Origin of the sequence: Neptunomonas sp. XY-337, assembly GCF_004959845.1 — a bacterium.
Classification (GTDB): Bacteria; Pseudomonadota; Gammaproteobacteria; order Pseudomonadales; family Balneatricaceae; genus Neptunomonas; species Neptunomonas marina.
This window is the reverse complement of record NZ_SPLL01000003.1, coordinates 16,926-37,396: the sequence shown is the minus strand read 5'-3', so window position 1 is coordinate 37,396 and position 20,471 is coordinate 16,926. Positions and strand designations below refer to the sequence as shown.

General features: G+C 49.2%; 15 protein-coding genes. 8 read left to right on the top strand and 7 right to left on the bottom strand.

Annotated features, from left to right (window positions below):
- Positions 1-117 precede the first annotated feature (117 nt).
- Positions 118-834 carry a 16S rRNA (uracil(1498)-N(3))-methyltransferase gene (locus E4L36_RS07250; protein ID WP_136680075.1) on the bottom strand — a complete coding sequence of 239 codons (717 nt, stop codon included), beginning with the start codon at positions 832-834 and terminating at the stop codon, positions 118-120.
- A gap of 102 nt (positions 835-936) precedes the next feature.
- On the opposite strand from E4L36_RS07250, the gene E4L36_RS07245 reads away from it, so the two are divergent.
- Positions 937-2,283 carry an MATE family efflux transporter gene (locus E4L36_RS07245; RefSeq protein WP_136680074.1) on the top strand — a complete coding sequence of 449 codons (1,347 nt, stop codon included), beginning with the start codon at positions 937-939 and terminating at the stop codon, positions 2,281-2,283.
- A 179-nt stretch (positions 2,284-2,462) separates the two neighbouring features.
- Positions 2,463-3,212 carry an acetoacetyl-CoA reductase gene (gene phbB / locus E4L36_RS07240; protein ID WP_127692266.1) on the top strand — a complete coding sequence of 250 codons (750 nt, stop codon included), beginning with the start codon at positions 2,463-2,465 and terminating at the stop codon, positions 3,210-3,212.
- A 60-nt stretch (positions 3,213-3,272) separates the two neighbouring features.
- On the opposite strand, the gene E4L36_RS07235 is transcribed toward phbB, so the two are convergent.
- Positions 3,273-6,077: a DUF349 domain-containing protein gene (locus E4L36_RS07235; RefSeq protein ID WP_136680073.1), complete on the bottom strand. Its 2,805-nt coding sequence runs from the start codon at positions 6,075-6,077 to the stop codon at positions 3,273-3,275.
- A 152-nt stretch (positions 6,078-6,229) separates the two neighbouring features.
- Positions 6,230-6,661, bottom strand: a complete 432-nt coding sequence (locus tag E4L36_RS07230; RefSeq protein WP_136680072.1) for a YchJ family protein — start codon at positions 6,659-6,661, stop codon at positions 6,230-6,232.
- 84 nt (positions 6,662-6,745) lie between these two features.
- On the opposite strand from E4L36_RS07230, the gene sbcB reads away from it, so the two are divergent.
- Together sbcB and E4L36_RS07220 are read left to right on the top strand one after the other, a co-directional pair.
- Positions 6,746-8,200, top strand: a complete 1,455-nt coding sequence (gene sbcB / locus E4L36_RS07225; protein WP_136680071.1) for an exodeoxyribonuclease I — start codon at positions 6,746-6,748, stop codon at positions 8,198-8,200.
- A complete protein-coding gene (locus E4L36_RS07220) occupies positions 8,200-8,619 on the top strand; it encodes a hypothetical protein (RefSeq protein ID WP_127692270.1) in 420 nt (139 codons plus the stop codon). The genes sbcB and E4L36_RS07220 overlap by 1 nt, the downstream gene beginning before the upstream one ends.
- Positions 8,620-8,622: 3 nt before the next feature.
- Here the strand turns inward: E4L36_RS07220 and E4L36_RS07215 are convergent, their stop codons facing one another.
- Entirely contained in the window at positions 8,623-11,379 is a 2,757-nt protein-coding gene (locus E4L36_RS07215; protein WP_136680070.1) for an insulinase family protein, read from the bottom strand.
- A 160-nt stretch (positions 11,380-11,539) separates the two neighbouring features.
- Here E4L36_RS07215 and E4L36_RS07210 point away from each other — a divergent pair, with 160 nt between their 5' ends.
- Genes E4L36_RS07210 through E4L36_RS07195 form a run of 4 tightly spaced genes read left to right on the top strand, consistent with a single transcriptional unit; the run spans position 11,540 to position 15,391 of the window.
- On the top strand, positions 11,540-11,920 hold the full coding sequence (locus E4L36_RS07210; protein ID WP_127692272.1) for a DUF6394 family protein: 381 nt from the start codon (positions 11,540-11,542) through the stop codon (positions 11,918-11,920).
- Between the two features lie 2 nt (positions 11,921-11,922).
- Positions 11,923-13,611: an NAD-binding protein gene (locus tag E4L36_RS07205; protein WP_127692273.1), complete on the top strand. Its 1,689-nt coding sequence runs from the start codon at positions 11,923-11,925 to the stop codon at positions 13,609-13,611.
- On the top strand, positions 13,611-14,507 hold the full coding sequence (locus tag E4L36_RS07200; protein WP_136680069.1) for a DMT family transporter: 897 nt from the start codon (positions 13,611-13,613) through the stop codon (positions 14,505-14,507). Before E4L36_RS07205 ends, E4L36_RS07200 begins: the two co-directional genes overlap by 1 nt.
- A gap of 8 nt (positions 14,508-14,515) precedes the next feature.
- Positions 14,516-15,391, top strand: a complete 876-nt coding sequence (locus E4L36_RS07195; protein WP_136680068.1) for a TIM44-like domain-containing protein — start codon at positions 14,516-14,518, stop codon at positions 15,389-15,391.
- Positions 15,392-15,621: 230 nt separating this feature from the next.
- On the opposite strand, the gene rpsA is transcribed toward E4L36_RS07195, so the two are convergent.
- The 3 genes from rpsA to E4L36_RS07180 form a co-directional block, all read right to left on the bottom strand.
- Positions 15,622-17,304 carry a 30S ribosomal protein S1 gene (rpsA, locus tag E4L36_RS07190; RefSeq protein WP_127692276.1) on the bottom strand — a complete coding sequence of 561 codons (1,683 nt, stop codon included), beginning with the start codon at positions 17,302-17,304 and terminating at the stop codon, positions 15,622-15,624.
- Positions 17,305-17,489: 185 nt separating this feature from the next.
- On the bottom strand, positions 17,490-18,269 hold the full coding sequence (locus tag E4L36_RS07185; RefSeq protein WP_136680067.1) for a hypothetical protein: 780 nt from the start codon (positions 18,267-18,269) through the stop codon (positions 17,490-17,492).
- An 8-nt stretch (positions 18,270-18,277) separates the two neighbouring features.
- Positions 18,278-20,344 (bottom strand): carboxy terminal-processing peptidase, encoded by a 2,067-nt coding sequence (locus E4L36_RS07180; RefSeq protein ID WP_136680066.1) that lies wholly within the window; start codon positions 20,342-20,344, stop codon positions 18,278-18,280.
- Between the last annotated feature and the right edge of the window lie 127 nt (positions 20,345-20,471).

Sequence of the window (20,471 nt, the reverse complement as noted above, 5' to 3'; positions counted from 1 at the left end):
TTGGAGCGCCGTTCCGTGGGTGCCTGTTAATTTGGGTTAACGCTATCATAGGCAAATGAGTAACACAATTAATAACTATTATCATTAGCTATTAGTTTTTGGTGATATAAAGCCGTACTAATAAGCTGGGAATAGGCGTGAGAGCGTTGCTGGGATCGCTGTTTCTACCCGCAGAATGCGTCGGCCTAAATGAAATGTGGTGAACCCTATGGCCTCTAATTTTTCAACTTCATAGGCTATAAAACCGCCCTCGGGCCCTATAGCGAGGGTGGTCGGTTCGTCCGTCGCAGCTGGGCAGGTAGATGCATTGTAGGGGTGCGCAATCAGTGCGCGTGTATCTGCTGCAATGGCGGGTAGCTCATCCTCGACGAAGGGTTTAAAGCGCTTACGCAAGTGTAGCTTAGGCAGCCTTGTGTCTCCGCTTTGCTCGAGCCCTAAGCGAAATAGCTCATCGACCTTTTCGGGTTTTAACCAAGGCGTCGACCAGTAACTCTTATCTACCCGATAACTATTGATGAGATAGATCTCTTTAACACCCATGGCCGCGACAGTTTCTAAGATTCTTTTCAGCATTTTGGGCCGTGGCAGCGCCAGAATAAGTGTCGCTGGTAGGGCTGGTACGGGTGGTTCTGTCAGATTAACGCGCAGGAGTACTTCGTGCTCGCTTATCGCTTCGACAACAGCTTCACCTAAAAATCCATCGAGTAAGCCCACTCGTAAGGTGTCGCCTAGGGACACTTTGTGAACGTTTTTAATATGATGGAAACGGCGATCCGTTAAAGTCACTCGATCAGTAGAGGTAAAGTCGCTTTCGTTGAGTAAAACCAAGTTCATCGGATTTATAGTCGCGTTGGGAACAAAGACTTCTTATTATGGCGGTTTTTCTTTATGTGTTCTCCCGTTAGCATAGGTTTCTTTTAATCGCTTTGAGTATTTATGGCTGATCTTGATCTTATCCGCGGGGCTATCCGGCCCACGCTTGTCCGTATGACGCTTCCCATGATGATGGGGATTGTTAGCCTGATGCTCTTCAATCTTGCTGATGTTTACTTTGTTTCCCAACTTGGCACGCGCGAGATGGCATCGCTTGCGTTCACCTTCCCCGTGACTTTTGCCGTGATTAGTTTGGCCATCGGTTTTGGTATTGGAACATCAGCGACATTAGCTAAGTTAATCGGCGGCGGTAAAACGAGCCAAGCTGCAAAGTTGGCCACCGACAATCTAATGATGACGTTTTTACTGGTGGTGTTCATCAGTGTCGTTGCCCGTTTCTTTATGGTGCCGCTGTTTAACCTATTAGGGGCTAGCGAAGCGCAAATGCCATTTATCTTAGACTATATGGATATGTGGTGGTTTGGTGCGGCCTTTGTGGTATCCAATATGGTTGCTAACAGCTCTTTACGTGCCAAAGGTGACACAAAAACCCCTGCGCTGGTTATGGCGGTCTCTTCTGCTGCGAACTTGATTTTAGATCCTCTGTTTATTTTTGGCTGGGGGCCTATTCCGGGTATGGGTATTCAAGGTGCTGCGCTTGCGAGTGTCACCGCTTGGATGGGAGTTTTCGTCTATGTGGTTTATATCCTATTTCATAAATACCAGCTGCTGGTGGTTCAGCCTCCGCAGTTGAAACGTATTTTGTCCCACTGGATGCAGGTGATGAAAATCGGTATCCCAGCCGCTGTTTCTAATATGCTAACGCCGATAGCTGGGGGCGTATTAACGGCACTGGTCGCTCAGCATGGCGCTGAAGCCGTTGCTGCATTTGGGGTCGGGAACCGCTTGGAATCGCTGTCTCTGCTGGCTTGTTTAGCACTTTCGATGACATTACCGCCCTTTGTGAGCCAGAACTTTGGAGCCAATCAAATCGCACGGGTTGAAGCTGCTTATAAAGGCGCCATCAAATTTGCACTGGGGTGGCAGTTAATTGTATTCGTTGTGTTGTTTCTTTTGCAGGACGTTATTGCTGGTGCTTTTGCTGACTCGTCAGCAGTAGAGGAGCCTCTGGCACTTTGGATTTCGATCGTACCGTTAGGTTTTGGGATGCAGGCGGTGATTTTTCTCAGCGCTTCGACGTTAAATGCGCTTCACCAACCGATGCAAGCCATGAGAATCAGTGTGATTCGTTTGTTTGTGTTTTTCATCCCACTGGCTTGGATAGCAAATTACTTTGCGGGGTTAGAGGCTATGTTTAGTTCCTTCGTCGTAGCTAATGCTCTGACCGCAGTGATCGCTTACTTTAGAGTTTCTCGTTTACTAAAAAGAAAAGCTGTTGTAAATCAATAGTCTGTTTGTGGCTTTTATTATCACAGAACTTTCATACTCTTTTGTTATCTTATTCACCTGCAACCAAAGTCATATTTTAAATAGTGACCTTGGGTCTATGATCGAATGAATAGGCATTAAAAATAAATATAAAGTGTGTCTAATGAAATCAAAAAGAGAATGAAATAGGGGATGTGAACATGAGTAAAAAAGTTGCTCTTGTAACCGGCGGAACAGGCGGATTGGGTGCAGCAATTTGCCGTAGCTTGGTGGATAAAGGATTTACCGTTGTGGCAGGTTATAACAGCGGAGGCAACCACGAAAAAGCGAAAGCGTGGCAAGCACAGCAAAAAGAAGATGGCTATGACATTCATGTCGCTTACGGAGACGTTACTGATACAGCGTCTTGTGAAGCGTGTATCAAAGCGGTTGAGGAGATAACAGGCGGTTCAGTCGATGTACTGATTAACAATGCCGGTATCACTCGTGATGGTCAGTTCAAGAAGATGAGCTGGGAGCAGTGGGATGAGGTACTAACAGCCAACCTTGATTCCATGTTCCATATGACGCGACTGGTGATCAACCCAATGATCGAAAAAGGTTTCGGCCGCATCATCAACATCTCCTCCGTTAACGCGCAAAAAGGCCAATTTGGTCAGTGTAACTACTCGGCTGCAAAAGCGGGCATCCATGGTTTCACCAAAGCGCTTGCGCAAGAGGTGGCAGCGAAAGGCGTCACGGTCAATACAGTATCACCGGGTTATGTGATGACGCCAATGGTGGCTAAAATTGCAGAAGAAGTTCAGCAAAAGATCTGCTCAACTATCCCTGTTGGTCGTTTTGGTACGCCAGAAGAGATCGGCCGCATTGTCACTTTCCTTGCTGAGGAAGAGTCCGGCTATATCACGGGTGCAGATATGTCGATTAACGGCGGTTTACACATGCACTAAGCACGTCGATTCAAAAAAACCGCACGTTTGTGCGGTTTTTTTATGCCTGAATCCAAGAAATCAGTTGAGTAAACTGCTAAACAGGCCTTCAAAGCGTGCTTGATATTCTGGGTATGCCCCCTTGAAAGGAAGCGCCAGCCATTCGGCTTCGAGTGCGACTAAATCCGTTAAATCTGTTGAGCGATTCTGCCTTTCTAGCGCTTGTTGGAGGCGTTGCATTTGATACTCCATACGCAGTGCTTCGTCGCTCTCAGGTGAAGGTTCGCTCAAAAGTATTTCGAGGCGGATACATAGTTCACGCGCTTGAACACCTGTTTGCGTAAGTTCATCTTCCAGTAGTGCACGGTTATCGATGATCGCAAGCAGATTCTCACGGCGTAAGTTCATTGGTTCAATGGAACCAAGCTCTTGAGGGATCGCTTGCAGATCTACGGGGTTATCACTAAGAACGGCTTCTTCGGCCTCATCAAGGGGCGCTGCTAGGACGCGATGATCATTGTTCTGCGCAAATGCGCGCGCCAGCCGGTCCCGTTCGTTATCCAACTGGTTGATGGCTCGTGCTAAGCGCTGCTGGTCTTTGGGTGTTATGTTTTCTTCGTCGATTAGCGTACTAAGTAAGTTATTTGCTTCAGCCAACACTAGCTCCAAGTGGCGTGGCTTCTCTAAGCTGGCTTCAAGGCTTGCTAGTGTATTTTGAATGGCGCTTTTAGCTGACTGCTGCTCCGCTACCGATGGCAGTGAATCCTGTAAGCGGGCAAAAATCACATCGCAATGATCACGAAATGCTTTCCACAGCTTGCGCTCTTGGCTATGGAAGGTTGGGCCAGCCTCTTTCCACTGTTGTTGTAGCGCTTTTGCCTCTTGAGCAGCAGCCGAAACGTCATCGTAGGTGGTGAGGGCTGCAGCTTGCTCAATAAGTTCGAGCTTGCGTTGCTTGGCCTCTTCTTTGATTGACTTAAGGTGTGTCTCAACAGGCGCGAGTAGTACATTGAACGCATCTTGGAGTTTTTGCCCAGGGTTTCTATCCACGGGAATGAAGCGCCGCCACTCCTCTTTTGCAGTCTGCACAACTTTTTCTACATTGCGCCAGTCCGTATTCTGCCAGTCGGTCGCTTCGAGGTAAGCGGTAACTTGGTCAAAAATCGTTTGGCGCTGCGCTAGGTTGTATGCTCTGACTTTGCCTTGGTTGGCGAAGTGCTCTTCGCACGGCGCATACGCAAGATCTGCGGCGGCTTTGAAGCGCTTCCAAATCGCTTGGGAGTGTACTGGGTCTGTGGCGTCTAAAACGCGCCACTGTTGCTGCAGCTTCTTGATCTGCTTCGCTTTTTGCTGAGGGGGTAAGTCTTGCTGCGCAAGTGCTTCCATCTCAGCGCATAGCTGCTCTTTTTTTGGTGTTACTGCAAAGCCTTGCCAGTCCTTTAGTTCTTGGAGTTGCCCTTGTAAGCCGCGATAGCGTTGGTGCAAATGTGCATCTGCACCGCCATTCAACTTGCCTAACATCTCTTGGGCAGAACGTGAAAGCTTGTTAGCGGTTTTTATCTCACCAGTCTCAATCGCTTTTTCAAAAGCCGTGAGTTTGCTGTTGATCTCTTTGGTAACCGCTGCCTTACTTTTCGCTAATGCCTCACGCGAGCGTTGTAGCTCAGTGATCAGCGTATTGAGCTGTTCCACTTCATTCGGCGCAGGCAGGCTGTTTGGCCATGCAGCGGAGGCGAGTGATTTTTTCGCTTGTCGTAAGCGCTCTTGTTCGCTTTGCTGCTGGAACTCGGGTGTTTGAGTCTGTGCCAAGAAAGCGCGCAGTTGCTCGTGCTTCTCGTTGCATTCAGCTAGTTTGGCAAGTTCTTGACGAGCATCCTCTAACTCTTGGCTAAAGGCTTTGTGCAGTTGTGTTTTGCCCGATAGTTGCGCATCGGCCCAGCGGGCTTCGATATTATTTAGCTGTTCATTGAGCTCGGAGCGTAGGTCTGCGTGATTTAGTAGTTGCTGCGGATCACACGCTGATAGTAGTGCCTGAATATCACCAATAAGCTGCTCCGCCTGCTTCGTTGCCGCTTCTTTGTCTTGGCGCTCGCGTTGCTCGGCTAATTGGGCCGCTTGGTGCTCTTCTATACGTTGCTGGGCCAGTGACTCGGCTGCCTCGTACAGCTCTGTGTTTGCGCTGCGATATTCTGCCGCGATATCTTGCCACTCATTTGAGAGGTTTTCACAGGTCGCACCAAAGAGTGGGAACCACTCCCCATGTGCCACCGTATGCATCTGCTCGGCGATGTGCTGGGCTTTCTCTGTTTGCTCTGTTGCGTGCCTTTCGGCCTCTTTTGCCGCGGCTAGCTTATCCTTGATGATTCTGTAGATCGCTTTATCGCTCTGACGGGTATCTTTGAGAAGCGACTCAATGACCGTCGTCGATTGAATTTTTTGCGCGGCATGCTTACGAATTGCGATTGGTGCGCTGGATGTTGCTAATGCGGCTAGTTGTTGTTCGGACTGAATTTGGCCAACCAATGTGCCTAATAGCGTTGCATGTGCGCTATTGGCAACAATACGCATCGCATTTTCTTCACTGGTGGTTGCGCGCAACCGTTCGATCAGTGACTCAGGGCTGCTTGACTCATTCAGTTGCTGAGCGATTTTGTTTTCAAAGTGAATGCTGTCTTGAGTGTCGTGATTAAGAAGCTCAATCAGATGGTCGAACTGTTCGATCTGTGAAAGCGCTGCCTCCCGAACTTCTTGGCTCGGGTCTGAAGTGGCAAGCTTCGACAAAATACGAAACTGCTCCGGGTTATCTTCACGAAGCTTAAGTGCCGCATTTGCACGGGTCGAAGGGTTGGTATGTTGCCATTTGGGTTTGAATAAGTTCGCTAACATCTAAGGCTTTCTTGAGTTATAAAACGGTTCAGTTCAGCTTTGAAAATACAAAGAGCCGGTATTCTACCGGTCAGCACGCGGCAAGGAAACGTCTTGACAGGCGCATTCGTGTACGAAAATGTTTTGCTGGGGTTGTTACGGGAGTGACGCCGTTACTGGATCAGCGGTTTGATCTCAACTTCACCATCGACATAAAGCCAGCGGTTGTCATGATGGATGAAGTTAGAAACCTCGTGTAGGACCAGTTGCTCCTCGCCGGTATCAAACGCCGCTTCGAACTCCACGATACCGGTGCTATCGTCCGGCTGTCCATGACTGGTATGTAGGATCGATAAGCCGATCCAGTTGGTGTACTTTACTTGCTCTTCGATAATGCTGGGATCGATAAGCTTACGCTTCTCTTCAGCTGTGGTGTTGATCAAGTAGTCAACAGCACCCACAACGAACGCGCTGTAGCGGCTGCGCATCAGTTGCTCCGCGGAAGCAGGGGTCTTAGTGCCTTCGATAAACGGCTTACAACAAAAGGCAAAAGGTTTGCCTGAGTCACATGGACATCCCTGAGTCATCGATTGGTTCGACAGCATATATCCTACTCCCTGCTTGGCCTGATAACATAACAATTTACAGTATACTCCTCTTTCTGTTCATTGATCACGGATAAGAATTTGATGGCTCCAGAAAAAACTTTCTTTTGGCACGACTATGAAACCTTCGGGGCAGACCCTAAGCGGGATCGTCCTGTGCAGTTCGCCGGTGTTCGTACAGATGAAGACTTTAATGTCATTGGGGAGCCTGTTCTGCTGTATTGCAAACCTGCGGACGACTTTCTGCCCCATCCCGAAGCGTGCCTAGTCACGGGGATTACGCCACAAGAGGCTGTGCGCGAAGGGGTATGTGAAGCGGAATTTATCCGTCTGATCAATGAAGAGATGTCTCAGCCTGGAACGTGCAGCGTGGGATACAACAGTATCCGTTTTGATGATGAAGTGACGCGGTATACCTTGTATCGCAACTTTTTCGACCCTTATGCTCGAGAATGGCAAAACGGCTGCTCGCGTTGGGATATCATCGATATGCTGCGTCTCACGCGCGCTTTACGCCCTGAAGGTATCGTTTGGCCCGAGTATGAAGATGGCACTCCAAGTTTGCGCCTCGAAGATTTGACCAAGGCCAATGGCATCGATCATGGCAAGGCGCACGATGCGTTATCTGATGTGTACGCCACGATCGCCATGGCAAAGCTGATTCGTGAGAAACAACCCAAGCTTTACGACTATGTGATGGGCAGCCGCTCCAAAGCCGCCGCGCATAAGATGCTGGATGTCACCACGATGAAGCCAGTCTTACACGCTTCATCTCGTTACCCCGTTGAGCAAGGAAATTTGGCGGTTGTTGCGCCAATTGCTCAGCATCCGACCAATAAAAACAGTACGTTAGTGTGGGATCTGCGCCACGACCCCGAACCGTTACTAACACTCCCGGTAGAAGAGATCTGTCGGCTGATGTATCTGCCAGCAGCGCAGCGCTCTGAGCAGGATCCGAAAATAGCGCTTAAGCAGGTACATGCGAATAAATGCCCCGTTCTGGCACCCGCCGGTATGCTTAAGACCGAAGAGGCCGAGCGCTTCGCGATCGACGGCGGCGTATGTCGGGCGCACCTCGCGATATTACGCGAGGCTCAAGGGCTAACCGAGAAGATCGCCGCTATAATGAATGCAGATGCGCCTCCGCAAGATGGTGATCCTGATCATATGCTCTATTCGGGTGGTTTCTTCTCTGATCATGACAAGCAGTTCATGGATCAGATTCGGGCAGCTCACCCAGAAGAGCTCGCTGAGATGAGCTTTGCGTTTCAGGATCCGCGCCTTGAAGAGATGCTATTCCGCTACCGCGCGCGTAACTACCCAGCGACGCTCTCTTCAGAGGAGCAGGCGCAATGGGAGCAGTATCGGCGCGACCGTTTGCTCGTTGAAGATAAGCGTGGACTGCTCACTATGAAACCATTCTATGAAGCGTTGAATAAGCTTTATCAAGACCCTGAAGTGGATCAGGGTGGGCGCGCGATTTTAGAAGAACTCGCTATCTATGCTGAGTCGATCTATCCCATGGATGAGGTGTGGTGATGCGAACAGGGATAGGCTGTGCAGCGTTGCTACTTGCAACGGCGGCGCTAGCTGTCGATAAACCTATCCCATATGTGGTGACGCAACCTGATGGTTTTTCGGGGGGCGAGCTAGATGCCAAAAATGCTTACTATCGCAAGAAACGCGGTGATTTTGATCGTGAAACCATGGTAGAGGTAGAGCACAAAGATCGTCCATCAGACTTGCCACCGCCAACCGTGGTTGCGCCATCGCCTGTGCCGATGGTGAAGGAGTTTAAAGCGGGTAAAGTTCTATCGATCAACGACTTAAAGGGCGAGGACCGCATCTTTCAAACTATCTACGATGATATCGAGAAAGAGAAATGTATCTGGGATCCTGAAAGTTGTGAGCCTCCGCCGCCATCACAGCAGCGGAGACAGTTCCTACCTAACGATTAGCCGCTACTCTGGCGGCTGCATCGTCCTTAGCGTTAAGCGGCGTTGCTGCAAGCTCTCAAGCGCCTTTATCAGTTGGGCATTGTCGAGCTGCTTGATCGCGGCAACTAACTTGTCACGGTCGGCAAAGTCGATATTGGCTTTGTCGAGCAGTTGCCAGAAGCGGTTCGTACGTTCCTTTCGGTTCTTATCTTCGGTGGTCAATCGAGAAATAAGACTGTTTTTAAAGCGCTCTAGATCATCAGGAGTTAACGCTTGTAAGGCTTCACTCTGGCGGTCTAAGAAGGCGTTGATGCGCGTTTCGATAAGCTCGGCAGACGCAGTAGGTGACTGCACTACAAAACTCAACCCTGGTAGATCGCGTAGCGACATCGGTGAGGCAAAAACGATGTAGCCAAGCTGCTGCTCTGTGCGTAGCTCACTGTAAAAGGGTGCTGAGAGAATCTCTGCAAGTAGCGCCGTTTGAGCTCGTTCAGCAATATCGGTGCTGCTGCCTTGCAGGTAGAGCGCCAAAGCGTTGTCGTTATGCTCAACGGGTACCGTTTTCGTCAGTGCTTGCGTGTCTAGGCGTTTGACTGCGATCTCTAAAGGGGTGCTAGCGGTGTTGTCCAGTTGCAGTGTCTCGGCGATCTTTCGGGCAATCTGCTCCGTTTGTTCTGCTGTGAGATTGCCGTGCGCAAAGAGTCGCACAAAAGGAGTGGCAAAGAGCGCGTCGGGAACCGCTTGGATATCTTTGAGCGTGATATCTTGCGCTGCGGTATTCAGCTCTGCCAGCGCAGGGTTGTTCAGCAGTGTTTCGTAGCCTACTCGGAACAGCTGTTGGAAAGGTTTATCTTTCGCTGCGTTTTGTAAGCCATCTAAGTAGCTTTGCTTCACGACGTTAAAGCGTTTTGCTGGCAGTGTTGGGTGGCGCATGGCCGCAGCGATGGTATCGATAAGTACACCGACCTTATTGTTGTAACCGGATACGCGCACCGTAATACCGCGGCTATGAGCATAGATATTAGCTGAGAGCCCAGCAATCGCTGCATCGTAGAGTACCGGGTTCAGCTGCTCATTAAGCATATCCACGTACAGATCCATAGCGACTGAGGCTTTGGCACCTGCGCGGGAAAAAGGTGAGAGCAGGGTAAAGTACAGGTCTGCCTTCGGTAGTTTGAATGTGGTATCAGGCAGATACCAAGACTCGACGTGCGGTGTGTTTTCAAGCTCTGTTGGCACTTTCTGGCTGCCAAGTTCAGCGATATCTAAGTCGCTGGGCACAAACGGATTGTTATGGCGAACATAGAGTGCCGTTTGTGTATCGGCTGCCTGCCATGTTGCGATACGGTCAGCTGAGATCTTTTGTTTAGCAAAGGGAGCTTTAAAGTGTGGCTCAGTCTGGTTTATTTCCAGCCCTTTGGCTTGCACTTTCAACACCATATTAGCCGGAGTGATTGCGCTTAAGAGCTGCGAGATCTTTTCTCGATCAAGCGCTTCTAAACGATAAGGCGCATCAATCCAGTGGCGCTCAGGATAGTCGCGCATCTGCTGCGACAGTTGGCTCACGTAGTGGATAGGCTCTTGTTTAGCCAAGAAGCGAAAGTCATTGGCCGCGAGTGTTTGCTCTTCATCGAAGAGCGACTGCGCTAATCCGGTTGCTTGGAAAGCTTGCATAAACGAGAAAAACGTAGCAACCACGTCATCTCTGTGCTGAAGTCCCTCTTTAGTTAGCGAGATACCTGTTGTTAAGAGTGTCTCCACTTCGGATGAGCTATCACTGTAGGCGCCTAGCCCTGTTGCCCAACCTTGCTCTTTTAAGTAAGCGAGCAAGCTACCATCGCCCTCATAGCCAATCACGCCTGCGATAAGTTGCGCCGGCTTGTTGGGCCAAGAGGCTTTTGATGGTGGTAGTGGGAAGGTCATAGAGAGTTGGCGAATGTCTTTGACCGGCTCAATTAGCAGCTCCATCGGAAGGTCTGACGCACGATAAGCAGGTACTTTAACCTCGAAGGGTGGGAGCGCTCGATCAGGAATCGCGCTGAAATAACGGGTTATCCACTGTTCCAGTTCAGCGAGTGGCTCTTTGCCAAGAACCACTAGTTTCATCAGGTTCGCTGAGTAGTGGGTGTTATAGAACGCGATCATATCCTCGCGAAGTGCACCGGCTGGTTCATTGCTCAGTGTTTCAAGGCTGCCCACGGCAAATCGGTTACCTGGGTGGTCTGGGTTCATCACTTGCTTGGTAACGGCGTAAGCTCTGCGGCCATCATCGCGAATCTTCGAGCTGTACTCTGAGTGGACAGCATGACGTTCGCGGTCTGTGTACTTCTCTTCAAACAGGGGAGCGATAAAAAACTGCGAAAAGCGATCAAGCGCCGGGGCGAGATGGTTGCTATCAATATCGAAATAGTAATTGGTGGTGTGGTTGGCGGTGAAAGCGTTGTGATTGCCGCCATGGGATTGGATAAACGCCTGATATTCGCCAGCTTCAGGGTATTTTTTTGTGCCTAAGAAAAGCATGTGCTCTAAAAAATGAGCCAAACCCAAGCGCTCGTCTGGGTTTGCATTCGAGCCAACGCCAACATCGAGCGACGCCGCTGCTTTGTCTGCTTGTGGATCTGAGATGAGCAGAGCTTGTAGCCCGTTTTTGAGCGTAATGCTGCGGTATTCGCGGCTATCATTTGGGCTTTTGATAATCTCGCCAGCTATGCTAATCGTACTGCAGAAAAGCACGATCAGTGCGAGTAGGCACTGAAATGATCGAGCCTGTGAAAGTTGCATAACGTCCCCTTAAAAAGCTTAATAAACAACAACTAAAATCGATACGGATGTGTAGCCTGTAGACTGAACTTTGGCGGCTGAGTTCCTCTTGTTCCATGGCTAAACCATGATACAACCGATACAATCAACATTATCTTATTAAAGTGTGTAGGGATTCACTATGAACCGAGAAAAAGTCATTTTTGCTTTTTTTATCGTTTTGGCGCTGACGCTCAATTTTGGTTTTTTTCTCGGTGAGATTGATGTTGCTGCCCATCATAACGAGTTTGAGTTATTCGCGGCGTTGGTTGTCAGCATGATTTGTACGGTGCTTAAGTTTGGCGACCGCACTCACCTAGGCGCGCTGATGCTGGCAACAAGCTTGGTTGCTGATCTACAGCTGATCATCGCAGCAATCTTATGGGGCTTCGCGGAGCAGATCAGCGGTGGTATGACGCAAGCGATGATGGCGAGTATCGTGTCACTTTCGGGCGGTGCTTTGCTGGCCAACATTATGTCGGTGGTGCTGCTGGTGATTGAGACAATCATCGTTCGTCGCTAACCATGAACAACGTTCTTTATTTGCTATTGCGGCGCTTGCGTGTGCCGCTAATCACGCTGATTGTTGTTTATGCCATCTCGATACTGGGATTTGTGCTGATCCCTGGTCAAGACAATGATGGCAATGTATGGCGCATGGATTTCTTTCATGCGGTTTATTTTGTCTCTTTTATGGGCTCGACGATCGGCTTTGGTGAGATCCCTTACGAGTTTACCAGTGCGCAGCGGATGTGGACGCTGCTAATGATTTACGCCACGGTCGTTGCTTGGTTGTACGGGATTGGTTCAACCCTCGCTTTGCTGCAAGAACCGGTATTTGGCAGGTTGCTGAGGCGCCGCTCCTTTACAGGAGAGGTTGGCAACTTCACCGAACCCTTTTACTTGGTGTGTGGCTATGGAGTGACGGGCCGCTTAGTGACTCGTAAGCTGGTCACGCGTGATATCCGTGTTGTTGTTGTCGATGTTCGGCAGGATCGTATCGACGATCTTGAGATGGATAATCTTCAATTGCGTGTCCCTGGGCTTTGCGCGGATGCAGCGTTGCCCGATGTATTAGATGATGCAGGCTTACAGCAGCCAAGTTGTATCGGTGTGCTCGCACTGACCAACAACGACACCACGAATCTATCCATAGCGATCGCAAGTAAACTGTTGGTGCCTAATCGCATGGTCATCAGCCGGACAGAAGCAGACGTGACAACGTCGAACTTGCTATCGTTCGGGACCGATCTTGTGGTTGATCCATTCAAAGCCTATGCAGCGTACCTTTCCATGGCGGTTAGCTCGCCCTACAAGCATTTGGTTTACGATTGGCTGATCAACCCGACACATCGTCCTTTATCAAGCGCCTACCAGCAAACCCGTGGGCGATGGATTATCTGTGGTTTTGGGCGCTTCGGTCGTGCCTTACACCAAGCGTTCCGCATGGATGATATTGAGGTCACTATTATTGATGCGAACCCCAAAAACCTGAACGCTAGCGAAGGGCAGATTTGGGGCATCGGTACAGAAGCTAACACATTGATCGAGGCGGGAATCAACGATGCAGTGGGTATTGTTGCCGGTACAGATAACGATGCAGATAACCTCTCAATTATCCTAACGGCCCGCGAAATTAATAAAAAACTGGTGACGGTGGTGCGCCAGAACTTGGACGCAAACCAGCTGATTTTCGACCGGTCGGGGGCTGATTTTGTCATGGCGCCGGGCAGGATCATAGCGAATCAAATTCTCGCGCAGATTAAAACGCCGATGCTGCCAAGCTTTATTGAAGAGCTGAAAAAGCAAGACGATGTATGGGCGCATACGCTGTTGAACAGAATGAGTAATACCGTGAAAGAAGATGAGCTAGATAGCTGGTCTTTTGTCATTGGCGTTGAGGAGACACCCGCCATCATGATGGCGTTAGAGGATGGTGAGGTTGTAAAGCTTAATGCGCTCCTCAAAGATCCGCGCAACCGTAAAGAGATGTTAGACGCATTTCCGCTGATGTTTAGGCGTGAAGGGGAGATTAAAATGTTGCCGGGTGAGCTGAAAGAGCTTGCCGAGGGAGACGAGATACTGTTTTGTGGGCTTGCACCTGCATTTAAACAGGTTGAGTGGGCAGTCAATAATTATAATGTATTGCAGTATGTGCTTTCTGGTAAAGAGAGTAGCAGCTGGCTAGGACGCTATCTGAACAAGGAATCATAATGGCTTATCTGTTTTTAGCTTTGACGCCGCTATTTTGGGCAGGAAACTTTGTTCTTGGGCGAGCGATGAATGGTGTATTACCCCCCATCTCCATGGCTGAGTTTCGCTGGAGTATCGCGCTGCTCATGATTTTGCCATTTTTAGTGCCGCGCTTGAAAACGCAATGGCCTGCCATCAAGGCGAATTGGAAGATACTCGTCGTACTCAGTGTGCTGAGTGTCGCGAGCTTTAACACGCTCGTTTATCTCGGTTTGACGGGTACCAACGTAACGAATGCAACCATCATGCAGTCGATCATTCCGATTATTATCTTAATTATAAGTGCTCTCGTGTTTCGTGAACCGGTTAAAATGAAGCAGTGGGTTGGCGTGCTGATCTCCCTGGCTGGGGTCTTGGCACTGATTAGTCAAGGTAACTTAGAGCAGCTGCTGGAGTTGAGCTTAAATACCGGAGATGCGTGGATCTTAGCTGCAGTGATGTGCTGGGCTGTATACTCGATTATGCTGCGCTTTAAGCCCGCTGAACTAGACGGATTTACGTTTTTTGGCGTAACCGTTGTGTTGGGCGTGTTGGCGCTACTGCCATTTTCGTTGTGGGAGATGTCGGCGGCCGCGCCTATCCATTGGAGTGAAGACGCCTTGTTCGCTATTCTTTACATGGCCGTGTTCCCATCGATCCTTGCCTACCTTTTCTGGAATCGTGGTGTGGCAGAAGTTGGGGCGGCGAAAGCAGGCTTGTTTATTCATCTAATGCCGATATTTGGCGTTCTGCTGGCGTCGATTTTTCTTGAAGAGCAGATTCAAACCTATCATATTGCAGGTATGGTGCTGATTTTTACTGGTATCTACTTAGCCGTGGTAGCAGATGTAATGAAGCGTATTAGAAAAACAAACTGAGGTAATCAATGAGAAAGTTAGTATTGTCCTTAATGATGGTGGTTGTAACGTTTGGGATGGGCGTTGCACCCGAAGTTGAGGCAAAGCGTTTAGGTGGTGGTTCATCACTTGGCAAGAGCTTTAGTTCCCCGAAAAAGGTCAAGCCTGCGGCTGCACCCGCGGGTCAAAACGCAGCACAAAAGACGGCCACAGCACCTGCTAAGAAAAAAGGCTTTGGCGGTATGCTGGGTGGTTTGCTCGCTGGTGGATTGCTAGCAGCGTTGTTCTTTGGTGGGGCGTTTGAAGGTATCCAGTTTATGGATATCTTGTTGTTAGCGTTATTAGCTTTTGGTGTTTTTATGCTGGTGGCAAGATGGAAGCGCTCGCAAGCCGGGCCTCAGTATGCGGCAGCAGGTGCAGGTAACCAATATCGCAGAACGCCAGAGCCTGTGCAGCCAGCACCACAACAGCCAGAGCATCATTTCACGCCGATGTCTGCTGCGAATACACAGCTGCAAGAAGCTGAGCTGGTTTTGCCGCAGTGGTTCAATAAAGTTAGCTTCCTTGAGGGGGCAAAGCAGCACTTTGTGCACTTGCAAGATGCATGGGATCGCCAAGATTGGACCGATATCGAGACCTACACTGATGCGGAGCTGTTGGGGCTTTTAAAAGCAGAGCGCGAAAAGCTACCTGCTGATCAAAAAACTGACGTTGTTTCGGTAATGGCTGAGCTGATTAACTTTATTGATAAGCAAGATCATGTGATTGCCAGCATCCACTTCTACGGCTGGATTAAAGAGAGCCAAGATGCGCAAGCAACAGAATTTAGCGAGATTTGGCACCTAAGCCGCGATATGCAGCAAGAGAACGCAAACTGGTTTATCGTTGGTATTGAGCAACCGTAATACGGTTATTCTGCCGAGAGAATAAAGCCGCCTTCGGGCGGTTTTTTTATGCGTGAATATTACGGTTAATCGAGGCTCTATCGTGGCGTTCAGGCGTTCAGGCGTTCAGGCGTTCAGGCGTTCAGGCGTTCAGGCGTTCAGGCGTTCAAGTCTTTTGCTTTGAGTGGATGGTTTGCAAAGTGCAGGCACAAAAAAGGGCGCATTAAGCGCCCTTTTTAAAACAACCAGAATTAGTTGTTTTGGTTAGCCATCTGCGCCTTGATCAGGTCACCGATAGTTGTTGGGCCGGCAGTTTCAACTTCTTGGTTGCGAACTGCAGCGATAGCCGCTTTCTCTTCTTCCTGGTCTTTCGCACGGATAGACAGGCTGATTACGCGGTTACGGCGGTCAACGTTAGTGATCTTCGCTTCAACAGCATCGCCTTCTTTGAAGACAGTTGTCGCGTCGTCAACACGGTCAGCGCTGATTTCAGACGCTTTCAGTGTACCTTCGATGCCTTCTGCAAGCTCAACAACCGCTGCTTTAGCGTCTACAGACTTAACAACACCGTTCACGATTGTGCCTTTGTCGTTAGCTGTTACGTACTCAGCGAATGGATCGCTATCTAGCTGCTTGATGCCCAGAGAGATGCGCTCTTTCTCTGCATCGATAGACAAGATAACAGCTTCAACTTCGTCGCTCTTCTTGAACTGACGTAGTGCTGCTTCAGCATCACCTTCCCAGCTGATGTCAGACATGTGAACCAGACCATCAAGGTCGTTTTCTAGACCAACGAAGATACCGAAGTCAGTGATCGTTTTGATCTGACCAGATACTTTATCGCCAGTAGAGTATTGCTCAGCGAAAGCAACCCAAGGGTTAACTGTGCACTGTTTGATACCCAAGGAGATACGACGACGCTCTTCGTCAACGTCTAGGATCATAACTTCAACTTCGTCACCGATCTGAACAACTTTAGATGGGTGGATGTTTTTGTTAGTCCAAGACATTTCAGACACGTGTACCAGACCTTCTACGCCGTCTTCGATAGATGCGAAGCAGCCGTAGTCTGTCAGGTTAGTGATGCGTGCATTGCACTTAGTGCCTGCTGGGTAACGGTTCTTGATCGCTTCCCATGGATCTTCTGAAAGCTGCTTCAGACCCAGAGAAATACGGCCAGTTTCTTTGTCGAACTTGATGATCTTCACAGAGATCTCGTCACCTGGGTTCAGCATTTCGCTTGGGTGAGAGATACGCTTCCACGCCATATCTGTGATGTGCAATAGACCGTCAACGCCGCCTAGGTCGATGAACGCACCGTAGTTAGTCAGGTTCTTAACGAAACCTTTAGCTACTTGGCCTTCTTCCAGAGTCGCTAGGATCTCATCACGTTGTGCGCTGTTAGCTTCTTGAAGAACAGCACGACGAGAAACAACAACGTTGTTACGCTTTTGGTCTAGCTTGATCAGTTTGAACTCAAGCTCTTTGCCTTCTAGGTGGTCGATGTCGCGAACAGGGCGAACGTCTACCAAAGAACCTGGCAAGAAACCTTGAATGTTGTTGATGCTAACAGTGAAGCCGCCTTTAACTTTGCCGCTGATGAAACCGTTAACAGTTTCTTCTGCGTCAAATTTAGCTTGAAGAACTTCCCAAGCCTCAGCGCGTTTCGCTTTTTCGCGAGACAGTTTAGTTTCACCGAAGCCGTCTTCTACTGCTTCTAGAGAAACTTTAACTTCTTGGCCAACTTCGATTTCTAGTTCGCCAGCATCGTTAAGGAACTGAGCGCGAGGAATCACTGCTTCAGATTTCAGGCCAGCGTTGACTGTTACCCAGTCGCTGTCGATATCGATAACCTCACCTGTCACCAGCTTACCTGGTGTCATGTCTAGGTTTTGCAAAGATTCTTCAAATAGTTCAGCAAAGCTTTCGCTCATGAAAATGTCCTATATTTTGGCCGATATCGGCGGTTGGTTTACCGCAAGCGATCTTCGGCGCGTATCCCATAGCACCAGCCTATAGGGTCAGTTTGATTAAATACGCGCATCCCTACTGGTGAGTGCACGCGCATCATAAAAATATGAGCGCGCATTATACAGCAGAATAGGACTATAAGGTAGGGTTAAAGCTTGTCTTCCTCTAAGCGTTGGCGAACGCTGAGTTGGCAAGGTTCGAGCACCATTGACAGGTCTTGATAAAGAGCTTGAGGTAAATCGGACGTGTCATCAGTGCGGAAAAATGTTGCTAAGCGGCGCTCCTCAGATGCCGAGTTTGCTGCAACTTCAACAGCATCTCCGACGCAAAACGCATAACCTGGCAGGTAATCGCTAATCAGCGTTTGTTTTTTATCTTCAGATAACATCAGGCGATTACGCGTAATGTAAGCTTTGTACTCAGCGGCTCCAGCCGCTGCCATAATCTCAATTTGCAGGGTGGTAAAGCGCTCTGCATCTGGTGATCGGATAAGAAACGCTTTGAGTTGGCGCTCAACGGATTTGAGTTCGTCCTCCAAGCGCTCAGGCGCAAAGTGTTCGTTAAGGCGCTTGTAATCTTCAAGTTCATTAATTTGCGCTTGTAGCTTTTCTATCTCGGATTTGAGCACTTGGGTTTCTGTAATGAGCTGCTCTTTATCGTTGATGAGGCTCTTAATCACCTTTTGCGTTGGTGTTAGCTTGTTTTCATCAAACGTGGGGGGGAGTTGCTTGGCACCAAGCTCCCCGGTTGTTTCAAAGCTAGTTGAGCTAGCTACCATTTCATATCCAAAGCGCTCAAGCTCTTTCTCATTACGCTTATGTTGAGCGTCGATGCGTTGGTACGCAAAGTAACCGCCCACACCTAACGCAACTAAAATCACGGGCACGAGCAGCAACACGAGAGTGGAGAACGCTTTGGATTTACTCATCTTATCGCTCAGTTGTTAGCTGCATAGTGTGTAGAGAGCTCCATCAAGTCGATCAGAATGCGACCGCTCTCGGTTAAGACTGCGCGAGATTCTTCCGAAATCGGTGTGCCTTGCTCATCTTTTTTCAGCATGTCGTCCAGTTCTGAAAGTTGTTTGATTGGGGCTTCACCTTTGGCGACACGGCGGCGGTTTTCCGCTTCAAGTTGCCAATTTTCTGCTTCCTCGCGCTTGAGCTTAAGTGCTGACTCGTTGAGTGGCACAAGGTCGTTCGCTTTGTCCTCTTGCTGGCGTGCAATTTGCTCTCGCATGAACATAAAGTCAGGCTGAGTTGACACGCGGGCATTGTGACGGGCTAGTAGCTTATCTAAGAAAGGAGAAAAGCCGCTGTACATGCCATGTTTGGCTTGTTTGACCTCATCCCAAGGGAGGGCTCCTTCAAGCGCGCTCTCGCCAATCTCCTCTTTATCAAATAGGCTTGGCATGGTCACATCAGGGATAACCCCTTTGTTCTGAGTGCTTTCGCCAGAGATGCGGTAGAACTTTGCGTGAGTGAGTTTTAGCTGGCCGTGATCCAGTGGTTGGAGAGTTTGTACGGTGCCTTTACCGAACGTTTGGTCACCAATCACTAAGCCGCGACGATAGTCTTGAATAGCTCCGGCAAAAATCTCAGAAGCTGATGCACTTAGCCGGTTAACCAGCACGGCCATTGGGCCTGTGTAAGCAATTTTCGGGTTGAAATCGCCGAGAATATCAACGCGCCCTTGTGGGTCTCTGATCTGCACGGTAGGGCCGCGGTCGATAAACAGGCCAACCAGCTCATTGGCTTCGCGTAGCGAACCCCCACCATTGTTGCGCAGGTCGATGATCAGACCGTCGATATTGTCTGTTTTCAGCTCTTTGACTAGCTGTTCAACATCACGGGTGGTGCTCTTATAGTCAGCATCGCCGCGCTGTAGGGCAGCAAAGTCGATATAAAATGCGGGGATGTCGATCACGCCAAGCTTGTAGTTACGCCCTTTGTGCTCAATATCAATAATCTCTTTGTGCGCAGCCTGCTCTTCTAGGCGGACCTTATTACGTTCGATTAAAACGACCTTGCGCGCGGTTTGATCGGCACTGCCAGACGGAATCACCTCAAGGCGCACAATGGAGCCTTTTGGGCCGCGGATCTTATCAACTACATCGTCAAGCCGTAGCCCAACAACGTCCTCAATTGCCCCTTCAGCCCCTTGGCCAACGCCAACGATAAGGTCAGAGGGCTTTAGTTGACCTGTTTTATCCGCAGGGCCTGCTGGGACGAGGCGTACAATTTTTGTGTGCTCATTCTCGCTCTGTAACACCGCGCCGATGCCCTCAAGCGAGAGGCTCATATTGATCTTAAAATTTTCGGAGTTACGTGGTGAGAAGTAGGAGGTATGAGGGTCAAATTTTTTCGTGAAAACGTTAACAAACTGCTGGAATACGTCTTCGCTGTTGGTTTGCGAGATCCGCTTCAACTGGTTTTGGTAGCGCTTGATCAACACCTCGCGAGCGTCTTCGCCAGTTTTGTCGGCTAGACGAAGATTCAAAAGGGCGCTTTTCAAGCGCTTTCGCCATAAATCTTCGAGCTCTTTCTTGTTCATTGCCCACTCGTTATCAGAGCGGTCAGTGTCGAGCGTTTCATCTTTGGTGAAATCAAAAGGGGTATCGTCGTTTAAGCGTGCGATGAACCAATCAAGCTGCTGCTTAATACGCTGTTGAGCGCGATTAAAAATCTGGTAGGCATGCTCTAGATTGCCCGCTTCTACCTCATCATCGAGCGTATAACGGTAAGCATCGAACTCGGTGATATCGGATTGATAGAAAGCTAAACGGTTTGGGTCGAGGCTCTTTATATAGCTATCAAGTAAGCGGCTAGATAGCTCGTCGTTTATCTGAATTTTGTTGTAATGTCCGCTCTGCAGGGAGTTAACAATATCTTTCAGTGTACTGCGATGAACCTCTTGAGGAAGTAGCGTGGAAAGGTCCGCGCTCGCCCAGCTTAAGGAAGGGATGAGTACTAAGCTTGCAAGTGTTGTACGTAACGCTTTTTTCATAATCTCTTTCTGCTTCCGGTTCAGATAAACGTATGACCAGTGCGGCTGTAGGTTGTTCCTCCGAGCGACTTAAGTGAGTGTAGCTATCGCCCTCAATAATGTAAAATCAATAGTTTACTCGGCAAAA